Raw genomic sequence first — 23,018 nt, 5'->3', positions numbered from 1 at the left:
CTAATGCTTTATGCTAAAAAAAGGCAAAGAAAAAGACTGTTTACGAAATTCGTAAACAGTCCACTACGTCATTAATCACGCTTTTCATCGAAACCTTTTGGTGTATCTTGTCGTTCACCATCGTCTTTTGGTAAATCAGCTGTTGTTGGATTCGGTTCATCACTTAGCAGCTCTTTTTTAATAATTGGTTGTTCCCCAACTTTTTCTAGCATTGGCTGTGCTTCAGCTTTTGGAGCGTCCAGTTTTTCCACAACCTCTGGTTCTGGTAAAACGCCATGGTCACGTAAATGCTCAATTTCTTGCGCGTTCAATGTTTCTTTTTCCATCAATGTTGTCGCAATTAAATCAAGTAAAGTACGTTTTTCCGTTAAAATACGTTTCGTACGCTCATACTGCGTATCGATAATTTTTTGCATTTCTTTATCAATTTCATAGGCAACCGAATCTGAATAGTTTTGATCAGAATTAAAGTCACGACCTAAGAATACATTGCCACCCTGACTTGAACCAAATTGCATTGCGCCAAGATTCTCACTCATACCATATTCAGTAACCATAGCACGTGCTATGCTTGTTACTTTTTGGAAGTCATTATGAGCACCGGTAGATACTTCGCCAAGTACAATTTCCTCAGCTACGCGACCACCAAGAAGCCCAGCAATACGATCTAACAGCTCTTGTTTTGTCGTGAAGAAACGTTCTTCCTTCGGTAACATAATCGCATAACCACCCGCTTGACCACGAGGGACAATTGTTACTTTGTGTACTGTATCCGCTTCATCAAGTTGTAGACCAACAACAACATGCCCTGCTTCATGGAAGGAAACAAGTTTTTTCTCTTTAGCTGAGTATACACGGCTAGCTTTCGCTGGACCCGCAATTACTCTGTCAGACGCCTCATCGATATCTGCCATATTTATCGAACGTTTACTTTTACGTGCTGCTACAAGTGCAGCTTCGTTTAATAAGTTTTCTAAATCCGCACCTGAGAAACCAGGTGTACGTTGTGCTACAGCACCCAAATCAACTGAATCTGCTAAAGGTTTATTGCGTGCATGCACTTTTAGAATTGCTTCACGACCTTTTACATCAGGATGTCCTACAGTAATTTGACGGTCAAAACGACCAGGACGTAATAAGGCTTTATCTAAAATATCTGGGCGGTTTGTTGCAGCGATGATAATAATACCTTCATTTGCACCGAAGCCATCCATTTCAACTAACAATTGGTTCAGTGTTTGTTCACGTTCATCGTGACCGCCACCAAGACCTGCGCCACGTTGGCGACCAACCGCATCAATTTCATCGATGAAAATGATACATGGTGCATTTTTCTTCGCGTTTTCAAATAAGTCACGAACACGTGATGCACCGACACCGACAAACATTTCTACGAAGTCAGAACCCGAAATCGAGAAGAATGGAACGCCTGCTTCGCCTGCTACCGCACGAGCAAGTAATGTTTTACCTGTACCTGGAGGACCTACAAGTAAGATACCTTTTGGAATACGTGCGCCGATTTCAGTGAATTTGCGGTGATCTTTTAAGAAATCAACAACCTCTATAAGTTCCGCTTTCTCTTCATCTGCACCCGCTACATCTGTAAAACGAACCTTTTTCTTTTGATCATCATAGAGTTTAGCTTTACTTTTACCAAAGCTCATTACTTTATTGCCTCCACCTTGAGATTGACTCATTAGGAAGAAGAATAAGAAGATGATGATGATGAATGGGATGATTCCTGTGAAAAACTGTACCCATCCGCTAGTCTCTGGTGCTTTTAAAAAATCAATATTGCTATTTTTATCTTTCGCAGCAGCATCGATTCGATCCATTAACGATTGATTGTCACGTGGTAGGTTCACTGTAAAACTTTCGCCTTTTTCATAGCCCTTCATTGAACCTTCAACGATATAAACTGATTTATCAGGTTGAATTTTTGCTTCTGTAATTTCATTCTTATCAAGAGCCTCTAAAAACTCTGGATAAGTAATTTCTTTCGTCGGTGATTTTCCACCGTTGAAAGTACCAAATATACCGATAATCACTAAGAAAATCAGTAAATAAAATATGGTATATCGAAATATTCGATTCATCTCCAGCCTCCTCATTACAAACAGAAAAATTATAAGTAAAATCTTAACATACCATGATTTCATCATACAACGAAAAGCCTTACTTAAAAAAAGTTTCGTTCGATTTTTGTCAAAATCTAAACATATTTATTTGTAGCAAATTACGTTCCAACTTAATTGTACCTAGTGCTGTGCTTTCGTGCTTTCGGTACAGTTAAACAATGTGTCCAGATTTTGAATTGTGTGCAAACAGCTCAAAATCTATAGCATCCGCTGGAGGCTTTAATTTTATACAGTTTACGTTTCTCAGTTAACTATTTAAAATTAAAAAGAGTAGACTGCTGGCTTTAAAATACCGATATAAGGTAAGTTTCGGTACCTCTCTGCATAGTCTAAACCATAACCAACAACAAATCCATCGGGTACCTTAAAACCAACATAATCTGCAGACAGGTTCACTTTACGTCCTGACGGTTTGTCTAAAAGTGTAACGATTTTAATGGATTTTGCCTTACGGTACTTAAATAGATCAACTAGGTAGCTTAAAGTTAAACCACTATCGATAATGTCTTCGATAATTAATACGTCCCGTCCTTCAACGCTTGTATTTAGATCCTTTAAGATTTTCACTTCACCAGATGAAACCGTAGCATTCCCATAACTAGAGACATCCATAAAATCCAGCTCGATGAAAGAATCGAAACGTTTCATCAAGTCAGTCATAAATGGCATCGCACCTTTTAGTACACCAACAGCTAACGGGAATGAATCTTGGTATTCCTCTGTCAATTGAGCACCTAACTCAGCAATTCTTTCTTGCAATTGTTCTTCCGTAATCATAATTTTTTCGATGTCATTTTGTAACATATCGATTCCTCCTCGTGTGTATCAAAAATTTTCAGCCTTAATAAAGGTGAAATATTTTACAAAGACCATTAGTCTACGATGAGCACTGTATCATCGTTTGGCTGTGCAGTGGTGGAAAAGAAAATTCCCATACGCACACCAATTACCGCTACGACCTCATCAGATTGAGTAATCAGTAACGGCCAGCTATTTCGCTCATTTAAAGGAATCTTTTCATCTATAAAAAGGCGAGATAAGCGTTTTGGCTGATCCATTCCTTTTAACAGCATTCGGTCTCCTTCCTTACGTACTCTAACATAGAGCGGAAGTGTAAGTTTGCTAGCGTTAAAATAAAAAAGTTGTGCAGTATCCGTCAGCAATTCAGTTGATAATTCAGGCAATTTAACTAAACAAAGACGCATACCATTTGTCAGTGTTTTCCACCCATTTGTAGTCGAAATTATCTGTTTCTCAGCAGCAGTTTGACCTGCGCATGATTCATTTTTCTGAATCGTAAATTTTCCGTAACTGCGAACTGCTATTAACCCCTCTGGCAAGTGAACCTCAGCATTACCTGCTGTCGCTTCACATAGCTTTGAAAGTGAAGTCAATAAAGCATAACTTTGTATCGTATTTGAATCTTTGTAAAGATAGTTTAATAGTATTAAAATGAGTCTCCTTTGTAAAGCAACTGGTACCAATTGAAATGTTGCAATCTCCATACTATACATATTTCCGTTGTTTCTTTTCACTATCTTGGAAAATGATTCTTGTGCCATTGTCATCAAGAATGCCTCATCTTCTTGCAAATGCTGTGTAAAATGACTCACCTGCTCTGCTACTCGAGGATTTTCTACTTCCAATAAGGGTACTACGTGGTGTCTAAAACGATTTCTTACATAATCGTCTTTATTGTTGCTAGCATCTTCTCTATAATCTAAACCTTGCTTCTGTAAATATTCCCTTATTTCAGTCTTTGTAACCGTTAAAAACGGACGAATTAATGATTTTCCTTCAAAAAAACGCTGTGGGCGAATACCTTGCATACTATTCATCGTTGCATTTTTCGTCAGGGCCATTAATACTGACTCCAGTTGGTCGTCCGCATGATGTGCAGTTACAAGCTTGGTAGCCATCGTTTTTTGCACGACTTCTCCGAAATAACGATAACGCTCTCTGCGACAAATAAGCTGTGAGTTTCCATTTTCTAAAGCCATAATTTCGGGTATTGGGATTGCAGTTGCATGCAAGATAATGCCGTATTTGTTGCAATATCGTTGGACGAAAGCCCTATCTTCCGCAGATGCCTCACCTCTCAGCATATGATCGACATGCACCGCTTCTATCCTAATTCCCCATTGCTCTTTTGTTTTTACAAAATAATGGAGCAAAGCCATAGAGTCTACACCGCCCGAAACGGCGACGAGAAGATGGTCGTCTTGCTGTAATAATTGCTCTTCTTCAATAAATTGTTTGACCTTTAATTCAAATGACAAACGCTTCTCCTCCCCTTTTCGTTTTCTTTTATGATGTCTTACTCATGGAGTATTGAACCGGTCTAAAGACAGCCCAAGTTGGGACAACATGTGTAACTTCTAACATCAAAACTGTACAATCATCTTCTATCTCATAATAAGCTTGGAAGGACTGCATAATAGTTGTTAACTTTTCTTGTATCGATTTATTTGTGCCAGCAACCTGTTGTGCTTGTGCTAAAAATGCCTCTTCCTGTTCATCCCAATCAGCTACACTTGAAAATAAGCCATCTGAATGCATGAGAATGACATCACCCGCCTTCAACTTTCTTTTTTCAGCCTCGACCGCTGAAATAGACAAGAATCCAACTGGTGCAGCATTACTTTCAACCTTCAACACCTCTTTACCACGTAAAATATACGTAGACATTCCGCCAGCCTTCCATGACCATAAATCACCATGTTGCAAGTCAACGAGTGCAAAATCAAGTGTGGCATACATATCATTTTGCTGCTTCAGTGACATGACATAATGCAAAGTATGCATGGCTGTCTCTGGGTTCATATTGAAATTTAAACATTCTCGCATCAAATGAATCAATTTCCTACTCTCATGTTGAGCTTCTTTACTCTGTCCCATACCATCTGATAATAAAATCGCGAAGAGCCCAGGATGCAATTGAAATAGGGCATGTGAGTCCCCTGAATACAATGTCGCATCTTTTGACATACTATATATATCATACTCTACTTCGAAGCTAATAGCAGACCTAAAGCTGATTTGAATGTGACGGAACGGTACATCACATGTGACTACCTTCTCAATTTCGAAAGGTTCATCGAAAATATCATATAATATCGGTAAAATCATCCGTTCCGCTAATGTCGTATCGTCCTCCCAGTTGACGCGTGCAGGAGCTAGTGCACATACAATTTTTCGCGCACCTGCTTTATTGCTTAACACATCTAGCTGAAAACATTCGATATTCGCATCCTTCAAACGCTGAATAATATCCTTTTCCACACTGACGAAAGAAATCGTCTCCTCTTTCATCTCTGCAATTAGCTGATTTAGATGATTGCTCATATCACGTAATTGCAGTGCAATCATTTTCTTCCCATGAAAATACTGCCCATTAATGCGCTCTCTATACAACTCTGTATCTAGTTCTTCAAAAATCTTTGTCGATTTTACACATTTATAACGTATTTGTTCTTCTACGCGGTGAATGGAAGAATCCTTTCCCACACCCTTCATATGAAACCAATCTGTCATTAGCTTGTCCATACCATTGTTTTGTGCACCCCAACACCTATCATGGCGAAAACAGCTTAAACATGTATTCATGGGAGCGACTTCTTCCTTCGTTGCTACAGGAGCTGTCATAAAACGCTCAAATACTAGCTCCTTCATGAATTGTACAAAGTGTTGAAAGTGTTCTAACTTCAACGTAACATGCTCTGTCAACCAATGCTGGCGTGCTAATAATACTTCTTCACGTTGTGGAAACAACTTGTTCCTCACCTTGTCCGAATAACTTTTTGGAATAACTAAGAAAATAATACTCCCGATAACAATCGACGTAAAATATACACTATCTAACGGCAATGTTGCATCATAGAATAAAAAAAACACACTTGGCATAATACTTCCAATTGCCACACCAAATCTCCCTGCCCGAGCGCCCATACCAGCACATAGTCCGGTTAATGTTGCAACAGATAACATCCCTGTAAACGACAGCTTCGCAACACCTATTAGTGTTCCAAGTACCGCCCCGATTACCGTCGCTAACGGCACACTTCCGACCAAAGCTCCAAAGCAAATAAGTAACTGTAATAAAAAAATCGGCAATGAAAAATAACTAATAACCACTGCCTGCATGCCCGTAAGCATGGCGGCAAATACGACTAACCCTGAACCTAGCTTTTCATATGTCCAATGACTAGTAAACCACTCATAGGAGTTTACAAACAGGACCTGCATAAATAATGTCATGATAAGGGCTAAGGCTGCTTCACAACCCACATAAAACTGTACAAGCACAGGTGGTAAGCCCTGATACATAACTCCTTGCCACAAAATTTGGACGATTATTACAGCTAGTGATACTGCAATACTTTGTGGCAACTGCCAATAGCGAAAACGCATGATGCATTCATACATAACGATTTGTAGTGCCAAAATGAGCACTTGTCCAAAGCCAAGAAAAAAACAACCAATCAAACTTCCAAATAACACAAACTTGGCATATTCCTTGTACTTGCTACGAATTATTGCCCAAAAAGGAACGGAGAAAGGTACAGCTGCTTCAAACACAACAGACTGAGCTAAAAAAAAGGATGTTAAAAAAAATAGGGAGCCTATTAATAATAGTCTTTTTTTCGCCCCTAATTTTTGGTCTTCTACATGCTCTGTTTCATACCATTCAACACTTGTCATTTCACGATCCCCTTTCTACACTTTTGGCTATTATAAGAAATTATGTGTGGAAAGATTGTCTGACGATGACAGAAAAAAATATAAAATTTTCGACGAATACGTATGCATAAATACGAGAAATGGCAGCAACTACTATAAAAACTGTTAGTTACATATAATCAGTAGTTTTCTTCCCTGTAAGGCGGAGAAAATGTACACGATCATTACCAGACAAAAACAAATACCTACAAAATTTGATCAAGATACTGAAATTCATACCTATCATAATGACTGATGCAACAAACGTCGTTCTCTATTCTGTAGGCTTGATGACGATTTATCATCGTATAGTTCTAAATGGAAATGTTTAATTTATACATATCGCTTATTTTTATTAACTATTTTTAAAAATCTACTTGACTCTTATTATAATCGCTTGTATTATTTAATTTGTCCTTTAAAAAGAAGAGGTATGCGGAAGTAGTTCAGTGGTAGAACACCACCTTGCCAAGGTGGGGGTCGCGAGTTCGAACCTCGTCTTCCGCTCCATTTGAATATTGGCGGCCTAGCTCAGCTGGCTAGAGCGTACGGTTCATACCCGTAAGGTCGGGGGTTCGATCCCCTCGGCCGCCACCATAGTAGGCCCCTTGGTCAAGCGGTTAAGACACCGCCCTTTCACGGCGGTAACACGGGTTCGAATCCCGTAGGGGTCATCATGCACAAAAAGCGTCTCAGAAGTACTTCTGAGACGCTTTTTCTATAAATAATGCAGCGTATTTTGTCAACTAAGTATGACTATCATCAGTACTTAAGATGTTTTGACAAAGACAATTGTCTGTAATCTAGATCAGTTCGTCTTTTGATTATGCTACCTTGCAAAAATTGTGGCATACTTAAAATAAAATGCACTTGTTATTGAGGGGGTTACTTTCTTTGGGTTCATTAACAAAAGCCGCTTTAATCTGTGGAAGTGGCTCGATGATTATTCTCGCATCGATACTCATTAATTTGCCATTCTATGTACAAATATTATTATTACTCGCAGGTTTAGTTATTAGCATCTATGGTGTTTTTTTACTTGTGAAAATGGTTGTCCATCCAGCTGAAAAATTAGCTGAAGAATCTATCGAGCAACCAACTGTACCAGCACCTAAAAAGAAAAAAGGACCCACATCCACATTATAGATACAACATAATATGCACTGCCTAACACGTAATTTCTTTTTTAATAAAATTGAGTTACGTGCTTTTTTTAATTTCTAATAAAATTCCTTATCGCCAAGTTTATCTCCTTGTCATCAAGTGAATCCAATATAAATTTTGAAACTATTTACCAACCAATACAAAAAGGGATCAGCCTTTGTTCTAAACAAAAACCAATCCCCACAGTATTTAATACACTTTTTCTACGATTAAAACAGTCAGCAAACTACCCTCGTCTAGCTCCGCGACCACCGCGTTTTGACTCTGTTGCACGTTTTAGTGTTGTTAATCGCTCATCACTATCTTTTAAGAAACGTGCCATTTTTTGCTCAAAGTTTTCTTTGGGCTGGTGGCGTTCGTTACGATCGTTAGAGCGATTGTCACGACGTGGACGTTGAGGACGCTCAGGTCTCTCAACTTGAGGCTTTGCTTTACGGATTGAAAGACCAATCTTTCCATCCGCTTCAACATTCATCACTTTTACTTCAACTTCATCTCCAACTTTTAGATGCTCATTGATATCTTTTACATAATTATCAGCAACTTCACTGATGTGTACTAAGCCTGTTTTGCCATCTGGCAGCTCAACGAATGCTCCAAAATTTGTAATTCCTGTTACTTTACCTTGTACCTTGCTGCCTACTTCAATTGACATAAAAAAAATGCTCCTCCTTAAAAATTAAGCGACTCTTTTGAGCCATGTAATCAATTTAATCAAACTTTTTACTGCAATAAGTTTCTCTTTTCATTATATATGACTAAAAAAGAGTGTCAACAATACATAGCTTTTCAGTCGTCTTTTTTATCTTTCTCTTCTGGAATAACGAAATTAATTTCGCCGTCCTTTGTTAAGAAATATTCTTTGCGTAAAATCTTTGCAATGTATTCATCATCTTCTAATTGTTTAATTTTAAGATTTAAAATCTCTTGTTCTTCTTTTACCTCTGTTAAATGCTGTTCTACTTCTACCTTTTTCTTCTCTTTAACCTCTAGCGTTTCTGATTGATTCGAAAGTATATTAAAGAGAAAGGCAATAATGACGACTGGCACAATCGCAAAAAAAACAATACGGCGCAATTTTCGTTTCCGTGATTGTGCTTTGCGATTTATAGCTTTATCCGTGTTACGGACATAGTCATTATCAAGCTTCGTATAATTTTGTTGCTCATCATTTGATGAATGACGTTTAGTCATGCCCGCACCTCCGAAGTTATTGTTGTCTTTTATTATACTTGATATATCGAAATTTTTTTAATAAAGTGTAGGACAAATACGAATAAATTTTGACAAAAGGTCTTATAGCAAAGGAACTAATATTAACGAGTAGTTGCAAAATTTGTCGAATAAGAGCGATTATTAATCGTACAATGAACCACAAGGGTCTCCATGTTATATTCACCAAAATGCGTGCAACGAAACGTAAAAATGTCTGAAAAAATGTTTGATACAAAAAAATACCTGCGATTTGCGCTAGCGGGTCATAAGCCCGCCAAGCGCCATCCTTTAGCCAAAATAATAAATAATATGTCAACCCCCCAAGTAGAATCCACGTTAGTAACTCGAATAACATCATCCACTTGCGGCGGCTTGACCTTTTTGGAGTTGAAAAAACGATTAGCCTTACGCTATCAATAATAAAACCAACTGCTATACCGCTCATAACCATGACTAATAGCTGAACAAGTTGCTCGCTAACAATCATCCAAATAACTTATGAAGGAAACCTTTCGAGAAGCCACTTTCCTCCTCGTCGTACTGTAAGGTTTTTACAGTTCCTTCAAGTGTTAATAACCCTTTGTCTACATCTAAATGAACGATATGCAGTTCTTCTCCGCGAATTAACAAATGCCCTTGGGACGTCTTGATGAAAAACTCTTCCTGATCAAAGCGTTCAATTGATTTTACAGAAGTCATGTCCATTCTTTTACGATTACGAATCGTTAAAATATGCTCACCAGATGGGATTGTGTAACGATTACTTTCTTGATGTAGCGTCATTTTTTTCCTCCTTTAGTCGTCCTAGCTTCTGTTCAATTTATGCGGACAACCTAAAAAGCATGACAACTTTATAAAAGTTGCCATACTTTTAATAATTTCCGTCCTCGTTATTGAGAGATTTAAAGAGACTAAAGTTAAGTGAAAATCAATCCTCGTCGTCGATAAACTCAGGTTCAACTTTTTCAAGTCGCTCTTCTTTTAAGATAGTAAACATCTTTATTGCATCTTCTTTTTTCACAGTATCACGTATTTCTTCCACGCGCGCAGTCACAATTTTTTGTCCGAAGCGAATGGCTAGCTCGTCTCCTGCTTTTACACTACTACTCGCTTTTGCTACCTTACTATTAATCGTAATACGACCTTGATCGGCTACTTCTTTTGCTAGCGTACGTCGTTTAATCAATCGTGAAACTTTTAAAAATTTATCTAATCGCATTTTTTTACTCCCTTTCTAACTGCTTCGCTTCATCCCAAAAAGCGTCTAATTGTTCTAAAGTATATGCTGTAAATGGCTTACCACTTGCTTTCACCTTTTCCTCTACAAAGCCAAAGCGTCTTGCAAACTTCTCATTAGCATGTAGCATGGCTTCCTCCGGTGACAACTTATAAAAACGTGCTAAGTTAACAAGTGTAAACAATACATCCCCAAACTCATCTAGACGTGTTGCATTAGAACCTTTCGTCACCTCATTGCGGAATTCCTGCCATTCCTCTGCAAACTTGTCCCAAGCACCGCTCACATCGGGCCAATCAAAGCCAACCTTAGCTGCCCGTTTTTGATAATTGTAAGCAGTTTGCAGGGAGGACGACGCACGGTATTCCTCATCCAACAATGGCTTTTCACTAATTCCTTTTTCTTCAGCTTTAATAGCCTCCCAATTTGCAACAACACCATCTGCATCCTCTATAGATACATCTCCAAAGACATGTGGATGACGACGAATCATTTTTTCACTAATTGAAGCCAAAACATCTTCTAGTGTGAAGTAACCTTGGTCTTCTCCAATTTGTGCATGCAAGAATACTTGTAACAGAACATCCCCAAGCTCCTCAATCATCGCAAAGTCATCCTCTGCATCTACAGCAGCCAAATATTCATGTGCTTCTTCCAGCAAATATTTTTTTAGTGATTCGTGTGTCTGTTTTTGATCCCATGGACAGCCATCTGGTCCGCGTAAAGTGGCAATAATTTCACGGAGGGTTGTCCAGTCTCGCAACGCCCCCTCTTGCGATTTCACTGGTGGCACGTAGACAGTTGTTAAATTATTCACCTCAACACTTTGGTCTAGCTCATAAAGTGGGACTATCACCAACTTTTCTTGCGATGAGCCAGCAGCAGTAACAACAGTTACGGGATATTCATCATCATATTTCTCCATCAATGTCAACTTCACTTCAGATGCGCTGAATGTATCGTATACTTGTGCTATTAAAACATGCTGACGCATATTGATATCGTTCATGGAAAAACTTGTTCCATCAAGTAACTGAAAACCCTCAATCGGATCAATTTTTAATGCGCCAAAAATTGGATCAAGAAAACTCTGTCCACCTTCAATGACTAAATTTACTTTTCCCTCATCTGCCGCAGTAATTAAAAGCTGCACCGTTTGCTCAGCCACAAGTGGATGTCCTGGTACAGCATACATCACGTCTCCAAATACAGCTGCTTCGATCAGCTTTTCTGCAATTTCCTCATAGACTGGCTGGAATGTACCATGCTTTTCATATACTGCGTCAAAGCCTTCAAATTGCAAACCCTCGGCTGATAGCGTTTCTAGTACGGGATGATCGACAGTCCGAACATATAAATGTTTTGCTGCCTTCAGTTTTTTATAAACGCCCATTTGTAACTGATCAAAATCACCAGCCCCAAGGCCAATTACTGTTAATGTATTCAATAAATCCACCTACTTCTTTCGATTTAACCATAGTTGATATACCGCCATTCTTCTACCAAACGGAAGTAAATACCACTCTTTTTCTGCAAGCACACGTAGCTTTGCTATGACTGTAATCATTACCAATGCTCCTATACTGACGGCACTGAGGCCTGCTACCACAGCTACAAAACGCGCCGATAAAAAACTACTTAAAAATGTTGGTACAAATTGTAACCAGAGGACAACTACCACTGTCATACTTAGCGAGGCCACGCTGATCTTTTTATAAAAATTTACAGGGGCCAATTGAATACCTGTCATTTTTTTTAAATAAAAAACAAGGGCTAGCGCCGAGAACAACAGCCCGACATTATTTGCTATGGCTGCACCTAATACACCAAGCGAATCAATAGTCAGCACATTCAACAGTATTTTCATGATAAAGCCTGTAAATAAAAAGAGCGCTGGCTTTTTTAATTTTCCGTAGCCTTGTAAAATTGCAGTAAATGTTAAAATGATCGACAAAGGTACAATTTGTAGCACGTATAACATCAGGACATCTGATAGTGCATCTGTTTTAAAGAGCATCGCGTTAATATAAGGCATAACTAATATTAGACCTAAAGATGCCGCCCAACCAAATAATACAGATGATCTATAGGTTAATTGAATAAACGGGATAGCACTCCGCCCTTCCCGTTTTTTTGACATATGGGCAACAAGTGGGACAATGGCAAGCGACAGCGAAGAAGCAATGACAATACCTAACTGTACTAACGGCTGTCCACGATCATATATACCCTTCGTTTCCTTTGCTAAAGTCTGATCCATTCCACTATCAATTAGTAGTGAATAGATGGTAAAAGAATCTACTAGCTGATAGCCCAGTAATAACAGGCTGCTCATACTAACACTTAAACTTAGTAAAGTGACTTCTTTCAAAACGGGTAGACTTGCTATTTGTTGTTGTTGCTTACCTATAAATGTCCCAAAGCGTTTTTTAAAGATATACGCAAGTAGTAAAAATCCAAAACATTCACCGATGACCGTGCCTGTAATTGCCATTTGTCCGGCACCATAAAGCGACTTTGTCGTTGTCATCACAATAAATGTACCTACCAAGATGAAACATACTCTTACAGTTTGCTCAAGTACTTGTGCGTAAGCAATCGGTTCCATAATACCTCTTGATTGAAAACCACCCTTTAAAATGGCCAGAGCCGGCATAACAAGTACTATAAAGGAACCTGTACGTAGCAATGGTGTAAGCTTTCCATCACCCATCAAATTAGCTAGCAAGTCCGCACCTACAAATAGTACAGAAAAAAATACGAACGACAGCAACGTTAAATAACGAAAAATAATACGCATAATGCCGCTTCTTTTTTGTGTTCTTTCTATGGGGTCTACTATACAATCATTATCAGCAAGCATCTTAGAAATGGCTACTGCAAAACCACTTGATGTCCAAACAACAAAAATAGATATTACTGGATACACCTGTTGGTAAATATAGAAGCCTTCATCACCAACAAGATTTTGAAAAGGTACACGATAAATTGCACTTAGTACTTTTACAATAAGAGCCGCAATTGTTAATAAAGCAGCACCCTTCATGTAACTTTTCATGCCAAAACGTTCCGACATAAACTATCCTCTTTCCTTCTTTAACAATGCCAATAGTATAGCATAACTCAAAAGTTTGAAGCGCCAGTTTACTTCTCCATTATTATAGCTTACAACTATGTACGAAAAAAAAAGTTATTGTTTCGCCTAGAAGGTCATCACAATAACTTTAAATATTCATTAATTATTCCATTTGCTTAGCTAAGAAATTTGCAGCTGTTTCCACAACTTTTACTTCTACTTCACCAACAAAATGCACTTTGGAAAGAACAATAATGCAGCCAATTGGATCGCCATTGACCATAATTGGTGTTGCACAATAAGATTTTACCTGCTCATATTGTCCAGGAACAATTTCAATTGTTGTTTCCATTTTTTCAATCTTTGTTGAGCGCTCGTCCATAAAACTTTCCGCAAAGGATGTAATACGACGATTTATATACTCTTTCTTACCGATACCGGAAACCGCAATAACTTCATCTCTGTCCGTTACAAATGCTGGAGTACCCATCGTTTCATATAACGTTTCTACATATTCTCTCGCAAATTCCCCTAAATCATTAATCGGAGAATATTTTTTTAAAATGACTTCCCCTTCACGATCCGTGTAAATTTCTAAAGGGTCACCTTCACGAATACGTAGCGTCCTACGAATTTCTTTTGGAATAACCACGCGCCCTAAATCATCAATACGACGAACAATCCCTGTTGCTTTCATCTAAATGCCTCGCTTTCGCTACAATCAAATTTGTATTCAACAATAGTATGGATTTTAAATAAACAATCTATGCAAAAACTGAAGAAAAAGGATTTCAAAGCCAACAATATTTTTCAAACCAGTTAAAAATGGAAAAGGAATAATAAGAAATAAATAAAGGACTGATTATTATCACCTATGATAATAATCAGTCCTTTTTCATTGCTCTTTTTTTGCTTTGTCAATAATTTGCATCATTTCTTCTAAAATATCAAACGACTGATATTTTCCGCTTTTACGTTCATCAATCGTTAATTTCAATTGCATGCCGTCCATGCCAAATCCAACAGCTCGCTCAAACTTCATTGACTCTGAAACAATTTTGCTACCATCAACCTTCGCTGTACCTTCTTCAGAAAATAAAATTGAGATAACTTTTTGTTTTTCCTTTACTGACATTACGCCTGCGCCCAAGCCCCAGACCTTCATACGAGCAATACGCAGTAAACGCTCTGTTTCAACCGGAAGATCTCCAAAGCGATCCTCTAACTCCTCCATGATCTCTCCGTAATCCTCAATTTGATCCATTGCCTTAATACGCTTATACATCTGAATTTTTTGATAGCCATCTGGTATATATGCATCCGGTATATATGCGTCAATATTTAGTAAAATTTCTATTTCAGGCTTATCCTCTTTTTTCACACCAGTCTGGCGTTCTGCAATGGCCTCTTCAAGCATTTGCGAGTACAGGTCGAAGCCAACTGAATCAATAAAGCCATGCTGCTGCGCGCCAAGTAAATTTCCAGCACCACGAATTGATAAATCGCGCATCGCAATCTTAAAGCCTGAGCCTAGCTCCGTAAATTCTTTAATAGCCTGCAATCTTTGCTCAGCCACATCTGTTAGTACCTTGTCACGCTGATACATAAAGTACGCATACGCCACACGATTCGAACGTCCAACACGGCCACGTAATTGATAAAGCTGGGCTAAACCCATGCGATCAGCATCTTGTACAATAAGCGTGTTCACATTAGGAATATCAACACCTGTTTCAATAATCGTTGTCGTAACTAGCACATCGTAGTCACCCTCTAAAAAGGCTAAAATCACAGATTCTAATTCCGATTCAGTCATTTTCCCATTTGCATGTCCAATACGCGCCTCAGGGACAAGCATTTGAATCTCATCGACCTTACGAGCCATATCTTCCACTCGATTGTATAAGTAGAATACTTGGCCACCACGTGCCATTTCTCGTTCAATAGCTTCACGCACTAATGCACCACTATGCTCCATGACATATGTTTGTACAGGAAAACGATTTGCAGGTGGCGTTTCAATAACCGATAAATCACGTACACCAACCATAGACATATGGAGTGTCCTTGGAATTGGTGTGGCCGTTAATGTTAAAACATCAACATTCGTTTTCAGTTGCTTAATTTTTTCCTTATGTGTAACACCAAAGCGCTGCTCCTCATCCACAATAAGCAGACCCAAGTCTTGGAACGTTAAATCCTTTGATAAAATTCGGTGTGTCCCAACAACAATATCTACTTGCCCTTCTTTTAAACCCTTTAACGTTGCTGTTTGCTCCTTTTTCGTACGGAAACGAGATAATAATCCCACATTGATGGCAAAGTCTTGGAATCGTTCGCGAATCGTTTCATAATGTTGTTGAGCTAGAATAGTTGTCGGTACCAGGAAGGCAGCCTGCTTGCCATCCTGGATGGCTTTAAATGCTGCACGAATTGCTACTTCTGTTTTACCGTATCCAACATCTCCACATACAAGACGATCCATCGGTCGCTCACGCTCCATATCACGCTTCACTTCAACAATTGAACGTAGCTGATCTTCTGTTTCATCATAAGGGAACGATGCTTCAAAAGTACGCTGATCATCATTATCTGGCTCAAATGCATGGCCCTTTTCCGCTTCTCGCTTAGCGTACAACTTGATTAAATCATCGGCAATGTCTTGGACGGCTGAGGACACCTTTGCTTTAGCCTTTTTCCATTCCGCACCACCTAATTTATGTAGCTTTGGTTCACGGTCTTCAGATGCCACATATTTTTGGATTAAATCTATCTGCTCTACTGGTACATATAATTTATCATCAGCGCGGTAACGAATATGCAAGTAATCCTTATGTGTACCGTTTACCTCTAACGTTTCCACACCAATGTATTTCCCTATACCATGATGCACATGCACGACATAATCGCCTGGCTTTATTTCTGTATAGCTTTTAATACGTTCTGCGTTCGTCATTTTTTGAGCACGTGCTTTTTTCTTTGCCTGTTGTTTAAATAATTCATCCTCGGTTACAATCGCCAAACGCTGTAATGGTAATTCAAAGCCACTCGACAAAACGCCATCAGAAATATAAATCCCTGGCTCATTTGGCTCCCCAATTGTTGCATGGATATCATATTCTTCTAGCATCTGCTGTACACGTTTAACACGATCCTTATCTCTAGCGACTATCAGCACAGTGAATTTGCCCATCAGCCATCGTTCAATTTCGCTTTGTAACAACGCCATCTGACCATGGAATTGCTGCATCGGCTTACAAGAGAAGTTAGTCGCTTTATTAAATGAAATACCCGCAAATGTACGTGAGAATAATGATAAAAATAGTTTCTGCTGTGAAAGCATTGCTAAAATTTCTTTTAAAGAAAAGGCTGGCTTTACATCGTGCACCATCTTTCCTTCTTCAATCAGCGATAAAAACCACTCGTCCTCTTCACGTTCCCACGCGTCCATAACTTCCTGAATACGTCCAAGTTCATCAAATAATACGACGCCATCCTGCGCAAAATAATCACCTAAATAAGCTGTTTTTTCATATAAAAGTGAACCATATTTGTTTACATAATCCGGTAAATCCCCTTGTTGTAACAATTCAATATCATATTGAATGTGTTGATAAAGAAGTTCTTTTGTCTCCTGTTTTTTCACCTTTTTTAAGCTCGCTGCTAATGCTGCTTCTAAACGACTGGCTAATGTCATTCGCTCTTCCTTCGTCAAGATTACCTCTGACGCTGGTAGAATACGAACTTTTTGCAATTTATCGATGGAACGTTGATCATCCGCAGAGAATGTACGAATTGAGTCTACTTCCGTATCAAATAGCTCAATACGAATAGGTGCTTCTAAATAAGGTGGATAAATGTCTAAGATTCCTCCGCGCAATGCAAATTCACCTGGTGTGGTCACCATTGAATTACGCACATACCCCATCGCCACTAGTGTTTGTAGCCATTCCTCAATCCGAATATCGTCACCAACAGCTGTCTGTAAAAAATATTGCAGCCAATGCTCCTTGGGGGGCATCATTTTACGTAAGCCCGCAACAGGGACGATATAAACACCTCTCTCACCCCTCGCTAGACAATCCAGCGTTGCTATACGTTCAGCACGTAGTTCTGGCGATGCTACCGATAAGTCTGCAGCAATAAACTCATCTGCAGGATAATAATGCACATACTCTTCACCTAATAAGCTCACAAGTTCTTCAACCATCTTTTGTGCCTGCAATAAATTGGGTGACACAATATAAACGGGCTTTTGTATATATTCAAACAACGCATCGACCAATACTGGGCGTGCGCTTCCTGTTAATCCTGTTATAAGCTGAGATTTAGTAAGACCACTCTGAATTTCCTTTATAAATGATGTGATGTGTTTGTCCTGGGACACAAGCTTTCGTAAAACTTCCACAGTCAAAAGCTCCTTTCAGCGCCAATATTCTATTTACCCTTAATCGCCATATACTATCAATCTAGTATAATTATACGAATTTTTATTGTCTATTTATCAATCACACCTCAGCGTAATTGTAGCTATAGCTTGCTTGTCTTCAAAATAAGATCTGCCGCCCGTACTTCATGATCTATTCACGATTGTTTAGAAAAACACCGTGGGGACTTTAGTTGGCACAATTTGCATTGTCTCAATAGGCAGACTCTTACTTTATAAAGTTAAAACGGAAAAAGCTTTGAACGCACACATTGTGCGCCAAAGCATCCTTCCTATTATTGTATCCATTTATTGAGTGCATGATAATCTGGATATTGTCTAAGCGAATCCTCACATTGCTCACAAATGCAGTGCACAGTCGTTTGTCCATGCTGATCCTTTTCAACATAATCATCCGCCTCACCCATCTCGAAAATATGCAACTTCCGAATCGTATCATCTGCATCAAATGGTAGTGTCCCTATTTCTACTTCACAATGCCGACATCGATAGCGAACTGACATCTCCAAATCATCCTCCCTTAAGCAACTTACTACTTAAAGTATAGACATTACCGAAAAAGATTATGCACTATTCAACAACGCTAAAGTTGTAAAAACGTTCAAATCTGCATTGTACAGGTATCATTTAACATTTTATAAATCTACCTATCACATCGTTTTCGCGCATAAAACATTTGTAACACCTGCATAGAGTTTAAATGCTTAAATAAAGTCAGTTGGAATTTAGAAGCACTACCTAGCTGTTAAAGTGGTTCATCACATCAAGGAATGGTTTTGAGAGAGCTGCTTCTATTGCATTTACACTCTTATCAACAGCCGCCTCTACGACGCCTTGGTCTTCTTTAGCAAACTTTGATAACACATAATCCGCTACCTTCATGCCTGCCGGAGGTCGATTAACACCAATACGAATACGGTTAAATTCTTGTGTTCCTAAATGCTGAATTAATGACTTAATACCATTATGCCCACCAGCACTACCTTTTTGACGTAAACGTAACTTTCCTGTTTCTAAGTCTAAATCATCATAAATAACTATTAAATCTTCTACATCAATATCAAAATAATCCATTAGTGGACCAACACATTCACCCGATAAATTCATATATGTTAAAGGCTTAACAAGTAGAACCTTTCCCTCAGGACGATGTACAGTTACATACATACCATTAAATTTTGAATTTGTTAAAGGAGCATTCCATTTTTTCGCTAATGCATCAACCACATCAAAACCAATATTATGTCTTGTATGCTCATAAGGTTTACCTGGATTTCCTAAACCAACAATAATTTTCATAAGTACCTCTCTTCTCAATCTAATAGTCATTATTTTACCATATTGAGCTCTAAGAAAACATTTCGATACATTTCTCACGAAGAAATGTATCGAAAGCTATTTTCTATTCCAAATTAATTTCTATATCTATTTTAAATCTTACTATTTCCAGTTTCAAAAATTATACTTTTTCACGACAAAAAAGCTATCAAGACAGTCATTCTAGACCTTCTTGATAGCATTTCCTTAAAACATACTTTGAGTCTTATTTATTCATCGCTATTGTCTATTTCTTCTTTCTCTACAGATGCAACTGGTGCCATGATGGTTACCAATGTAAAAGCATCTTCACTTATAATATCAAAATCTACTTGATCGCGAATATCTGCTACCAAAATAGAATCCCCGATTGCAAGTTTCGTAATATCAATCTCAATTGTTTCTGGGATTTCAGTTGGTTTTACTTTTATTTTTATTTCCAAGTTTGGTTGCATTAATATGCCACCTTCTCTTACACCAACAGACTCACCAACAAGCGTTACGGCTGCATCAACTTCTAATTCTTCAGACATATTAATGGCTAAAAAATCAATGTGATTTACTTCATCCTTCAAACTACATTGTTGCACTTCAGATACCACAACATTTACTCTTATCCCATCTAACTCCATTGGAAAAACGCCATTACGTCCATTTTTTTGAACGAACTTTTTAAATTCTTTTGCAGAAATAGAAATTGGGGTTGAATCTAATTTGTAGCCGTAAATTACTGCTGGAATGGCTCCCCCTTTTCTAAGTTGGGTTAATGTCGAACGATGCCCAGCTTCGCGTTTTCTTACACTTAAGACTGTACTCATATCTATACCTTCCCCTTCCAAGAAAAATTACGCCTAAGCAAAATGTACCTGGTTTAACTTCTATCAAAACAGTAGACATCTGCATAGGGATCTACCAATATTTACATCCTTTTAATAGTGACGCAAATATATTTAGTAACAATTACTAGTATACCCTTTAATATAGACTTCAACACGCGACAGGCATACAAAAAGGACAAATCCACTAAAAAATGTAGATTTGTCCTTAATTTGTCACATATTTTGCTAAGTTCATTGTACGTTAAGGCAATTTGAACTTGCAGTTTACGCACTGAACCCCTATTGCATGCAGTAAATATTTTATATGCTAACTTGATATGATCAATCAAATAAAGTACTTACTGATTTATTTTCGTATACGCGAGAAATTGCATCTGCCATTAATTTAGCTACTGAAAGCTCAGTGATTTTTGGAGATTTTTTCTCATCAGAAAGCTGAATTGTATTCGTTACAACTAATTCTTTAATTGCCGATTTTTCGATACGGTCAATTGCTGGACCTGATAGTACTGGGTGAGAACAGCAAGCATAAACTTCTTTTGCACCAGCAGCACGTAATGCATCTGCACCGATTGTGATTGTTCCAGCAGTATCGATAATATCATCAATCAAGATTGCCACTTTTCCGTCAACATTACCTACGATGTTCATCACTTCTGCAACATTTGGTTTTGGACGGCGCTTATCAATAATAGCGATTGGTGCTTTTAAGCGTTCTGCCATTTTACGAGCACGTGTTACGCCACCATGGTCAGGAGAAACAATAACGATTTCTTCTGCTGGAATACCTTTTGATTTGAAGTAGTCAGAAAGTAAAGGTACTGCCATTAAGTGGTCGATTAAAATATCGAAGAACCCTTGGATTTGTGGTGCATGTAAATCTAATACGATGACACGCGTTGCACCAGCCGTTTCAAGTAAGTTTGCCACTAATTTAGCTGTAATTGGCTCTCGTGCTTTTGCTTTACGGTCTTGACGAGCATAACCATAGTAAGGCATTACAACGTTAACTGTACGAGCAGATGCACGTTTAACCGCATCCACCATTATTAAAAGCTCCATTAAATGTTCGTTTACAGGTGCAGAAGTAGACTGCACGATAAACACGTCACAACCTCGAATACTTTCTTCAATACTAATTTGAATCTCTCCATCGCTGAAGTGTTTCACAGAAGATTTACCTAATTCAACACCCATTTCTTGCGCAATTTCTTGAGCAAGTGGATTGTTTGAGTTAAGTGAGAATATTTTTAATTGTGAGTTTGCATATTGATACGGCATGATGGCCTCCTGTTTAGTTGATAATTATTTTGAATTTAATTTGCTTACATAATTCGGTTTGTTTTCTTGTCTTGCACGGGCAATTGCCAATGCATCTTCAGGAACTTCTTTTGTAATTGTAGATCCCGCTGCAATAAATGAACCTTTACCAACCTTTACTGGTGCAACTAGATTAGTATTACATCCTACAAATACATCATCTTCAATAATTGTTTGGAACTTATTTTTCCCATCATAATTCACTGTAATAGAACCACAGCCAATATTGACGTTACTTCCTATCTCAGCATCACCAATATAGCTTAAATGCGATACTTTCGTGTCATTACCTAGCTTGCTTTTCTTCACTTCTACAAAGTTGCCTATTTTCACATGGCTACCAATATCAGAAAGTGGTCGGATATTTGCAAACGGTCCAATAGCTGTATCTTCCGCTATAGCGCTTTCACGCACAACAGAAGAATGCACAGAAGTTCGGTCACCGACGCGACTATCGATGATTTGTGTGTTGGGTCCAATTATACAATCCTCTCCAATAACAGTAGCGCCTTCAATCATAGAACCTGATTGAATCACAGTATCACAACCAATAACTGCCTCAGCACTAATATACGTAGCCTCTGGATTAATGATTGTTACACCGTTTCGCATATGACGTTCATTAATACGCGCGCGCATTAAAGTCTCTGCCTGTGACAACGCAACACGATCATTGACACCAAGTGTTTCTTCAAAATCTTCTGTTACAAATGCTTCGACGATGTCACCTTGTTTTTGTAAAAGTTCAATCACATCAGGTAAGTAATACTCTCCCTGTACGTTATCGTTTTTTACATGTTTTAGCGTCTCAAATAACAATTTGTTATCGAAGCAATATGTGCCCGTATTAATTTCCGTCACAAGTTGTTGCTCTGCAGTAGCATCCTTTTGCTCGACGATTTGCTCCACTTGTCCATTGTCGCCACGTAAAATACGACCATAGCCTGTTGGATTTTCAGCAACAGCTGTTAAAATTGTCGCCTTTGCATTTTTAGCTTGGTGATGTTCAAATAAAGCCTTCATCGTTTCCGGACGAATAAGTGGTGTATCACCACATACAACTAATGTTGTACCTTCTTCATTACCTAGAATTGCCTCTGCTTGTTGAACAGCATGTGCTGTGCCTAACTGTTCTGCTTGTAAAACATACTCACTACTTTCACCAAGTTGTTGTTGCACTTTTTCTGCACCATGTCCAACAACCGTTACGATGCGATTAACACCTAATGTTTGAATGTGATCCACAACATGTTGTACCATGGGCTTCCCACAAACTGGATGGAGCACTTTATATAATTTGGACTTCATACGTGTACCTTGACCTGCAGCCAAAATGACAGCAAAAATGTTGCTCATCTGTAAGTCCTCCAATACGCTCATTTTCTCTTTTGACTATATAGCAAAATTCAACTCTTTTCAAGGCATGTTGACTTGACAAATCGATGAATTCCTAAATCAAATACGGCTTATGCTCGAATGTTATAATGAATGCCCTAAATTTGCATGTTTTCGTTTTTTTCACAAAATAAAAAGAACTCCACATTCT

At 38.4% G+C, this 23,018-nt stretch carries 19 protein-coding genes and 3 tRNA genes; 4 read left to right on the top strand and 18 right to left on the bottom strand.

The genetic code is table 11. The features are described 5' to 3' along the window. Positions 1–71: 71 nt before the first annotated feature. From ftsH to ACQKII_RS21195, 4 genes are all read right to left on the bottom strand, one after another. Positions 72–2,096 carry an ATP-dependent zinc metalloprotease FtsH gene (gene ftsH / locus ACQKII_RS21210; RefSeq protein WP_427462439.1) on the bottom strand — a complete coding sequence of 675 codons (2,025 nt, stop codon included), beginning with the start codon at positions 2,094–2,096 and terminating at the stop codon, positions 72–74. Between the two features lie 303 nt (positions 2,097–2,399). Continuing rightward, positions 2,400–2,942, bottom strand: coding sequence for a hypoxanthine phosphoribosyltransferase (gene hpt / locus ACQKII_RS21205; RefSeq protein WP_427462438.1), 543 nt, complete (start codon positions 2,940–2,942; stop codon positions 2,400–2,402). 68 nt (positions 2,943–3,010) lie between these two features. After that, the gene (gene tilS, locus ACQKII_RS21200) at positions 3,011–4,417 is read right to left on the bottom strand and encodes a tRNA lysidine(34) synthetase TilS (protein WP_427462437.1); all 1,407 of its coding nucleotides are present in this window, start codon (positions 4,415–4,417) and stop codon (positions 3,011–3,013) included. 28 nt (positions 4,418–4,445) lie between these two features. After that, on the bottom strand, positions 4,446–6,839 hold the full coding sequence (locus ACQKII_RS21195; protein WP_427462436.1) for a SpoIIE family protein phosphatase: 2,394 nt from the start codon (positions 6,837–6,839) through the stop codon (positions 4,446–4,448). Positions 6,840–7,292: 453 nt separating this feature from the next. Between ACQKII_RS21195 and ACQKII_RS21190 the strand changes: the two genes are divergently transcribed. The 4 genes from ACQKII_RS21190 to ACQKII_RS21175 all read left to right on the top strand — a co-directional run bounded on the left by ACQKII_RS21190 (position 7,293) and on the right by ACQKII_RS21175 (position 8,003). Continuing rightward, positions 7,293–7,367 (top strand) — tRNA-Gly (locus tag ACQKII_RS21190). Between the two features lie 10 nt (positions 7,368–7,377). Then, a tRNA-Met gene (locus ACQKII_RS21185) sits at positions 7,378–7,454 on the top strand. A gap of 5 nt (positions 7,455–7,459) precedes the next feature. Continuing rightward, positions 7,460–7,531, top strand: a tRNA-Glu gene (locus ACQKII_RS21180). A 220-nt stretch (positions 7,532–7,751) separates the two neighbouring features. Continuing rightward, entirely contained in the window at positions 7,752–8,003 is a 252-nt protein-coding gene (locus tag ACQKII_RS21175; protein WP_427462435.1) for a hypothetical protein, read from the top strand. A gap of 244 nt (positions 8,004–8,247) precedes the next feature. Here the strand turns inward: ACQKII_RS21175 and ACQKII_RS21170 are convergent, their stop codons facing one another. The 14 genes from ACQKII_RS21170 to glmU form a co-directional block, all read right to left on the bottom strand. After that, positions 8,248–8,676: a S1 domain-containing RNA-binding protein gene (locus tag ACQKII_RS21170; RefSeq protein ID WP_054768432.1), complete on the bottom strand. Its 429-nt coding sequence runs from the start codon at positions 8,674–8,676 to the stop codon at positions 8,248–8,250. 134 nt (positions 8,677–8,810) lie between these two features. Beyond that, a complete protein-coding gene (locus ACQKII_RS21165; RefSeq protein WP_427462434.1) occupies positions 8,811–9,215 on the bottom strand; it encodes an FtsB family cell division protein in 405 nt (134 codons plus the stop codon). A 16-nt stretch (positions 9,216–9,231) separates the two neighbouring features. Continuing rightward, positions 9,232–9,723, bottom strand: coding sequence for a spore cortex biosynthesis protein YabQ (yabQ, locus tag ACQKII_RS21160; protein WP_427462433.1), 492 nt, complete (start codon positions 9,721–9,723; stop codon positions 9,232–9,234). Further along, positions 9,720–10,019 (bottom strand): sporulation protein YabP, encoded by a 300-nt coding sequence (gene yabP, locus ACQKII_RS21155; protein ID WP_004229167.1) that lies wholly within the window; start codon positions 10,017–10,019, stop codon positions 9,720–9,722. The genes yabQ and yabP overlap by 4 nt, the downstream gene beginning before the upstream one ends. Before the next feature lie 145 nt (positions 10,020–10,164). Then, positions 10,165–10,455 (bottom strand): RNA-binding S4 domain-containing protein, encoded by a 291-nt coding sequence (locus tag ACQKII_RS21150; RefSeq protein ID WP_427462432.1) that lies wholly within the window; start codon positions 10,453–10,455, stop codon positions 10,165–10,167. 4 nt (positions 10,456–10,459) lie between these two features. Further along, positions 10,460–11,920, bottom strand: a complete 1,461-nt coding sequence (mazG, locus tag ACQKII_RS21145; RefSeq protein ID WP_427462431.1) for a nucleoside triphosphate pyrophosphohydrolase — start codon at positions 11,918–11,920, stop codon at positions 10,460–10,462. A gap of 9 nt (positions 11,921–11,929) precedes the next feature. Beyond that, positions 11,930–13,549: a putative polysaccharide biosynthesis protein gene (locus ACQKII_RS21140; protein ID WP_427462430.1), complete on the bottom strand. Its 1,620-nt coding sequence runs from the start codon at positions 13,547–13,549 to the stop codon at positions 11,930–11,932. A 163-nt stretch (positions 13,550–13,712) separates the two neighbouring features. Further along, positions 13,713–14,246 (bottom strand): stage V sporulation protein T, encoded by a 534-nt coding sequence (gene spoVT / locus ACQKII_RS21135; protein ID WP_427462429.1) that lies wholly within the window; start codon positions 14,244–14,246, stop codon positions 13,713–13,715. A 198-nt stretch (positions 14,247–14,444) separates the two neighbouring features. Continuing rightward, entirely contained in the window at positions 14,445–17,957 is a 3,513-nt protein-coding gene (gene mfd, locus ACQKII_RS21130; RefSeq protein WP_427462428.1) for a transcription-repair coupling factor, read from the bottom strand. A gap of 314 nt (positions 17,958–18,271) precedes the next feature. Continuing rightward, positions 18,272–18,499, bottom strand: a complete 228-nt coding sequence (locus ACQKII_RS21125) for an anti-sigma-F factor Fin (RefSeq protein ID WP_143996615.1) — start codon at positions 18,497–18,499, stop codon at positions 18,272–18,274. Between the two features lie 235 nt (positions 18,500–18,734). Further along, the gene (gene pth / locus ACQKII_RS21120; protein ID WP_427462427.1) at positions 18,735–19,295 is read right to left on the bottom strand and encodes an aminoacyl-tRNA hydrolase; all 561 of its coding nucleotides are present in this window, start codon (positions 19,293–19,295) and stop codon (positions 18,735–18,737) included. 248 nt (positions 19,296–19,543) lie between these two features. Beyond that, on the bottom strand, positions 19,544–20,131 hold the full coding sequence (locus ACQKII_RS21115; RefSeq protein ID WP_427462426.1) for a 50S ribosomal protein L25/general stress protein Ctc: 588 nt from the start codon (positions 20,129–20,131) through the stop codon (positions 19,544–19,546). A 342-nt stretch (positions 20,132–20,473) separates the two neighbouring features. Beyond that, positions 20,474–21,433 (bottom strand): ribose-phosphate diphosphokinase, encoded by a 960-nt coding sequence (locus tag ACQKII_RS21110; protein ID WP_143996618.1) that lies wholly within the window; start codon positions 21,431–21,433, stop codon positions 20,474–20,476. A gap of 24 nt (positions 21,434–21,457) precedes the next feature. Further along, positions 21,458–22,828, bottom strand: a complete 1,371-nt coding sequence (gene glmU, locus ACQKII_RS21105; RefSeq protein ID WP_427462425.1) for a bifunctional UDP-N-acetylglucosamine diphosphorylase/glucosamine-1-phosphate N-acetyltransferase GlmU — start codon at positions 22,826–22,828, stop codon at positions 21,458–21,460. Positions 22,829–23,018: the final 190 nt, after the last annotated feature.

This window comes from Lysinibacillus sp. NPDC048646, assembly GCF_050272295.1.
In the GTDB taxonomy this organism is placed as follows: Bacteria; Bacillota; Bacilli; order Bacillales_A; family Planococcaceae; genus Lysinibacillus.
This window is presented reverse-complemented; position numbering and strand designations above follow the sequence as displayed.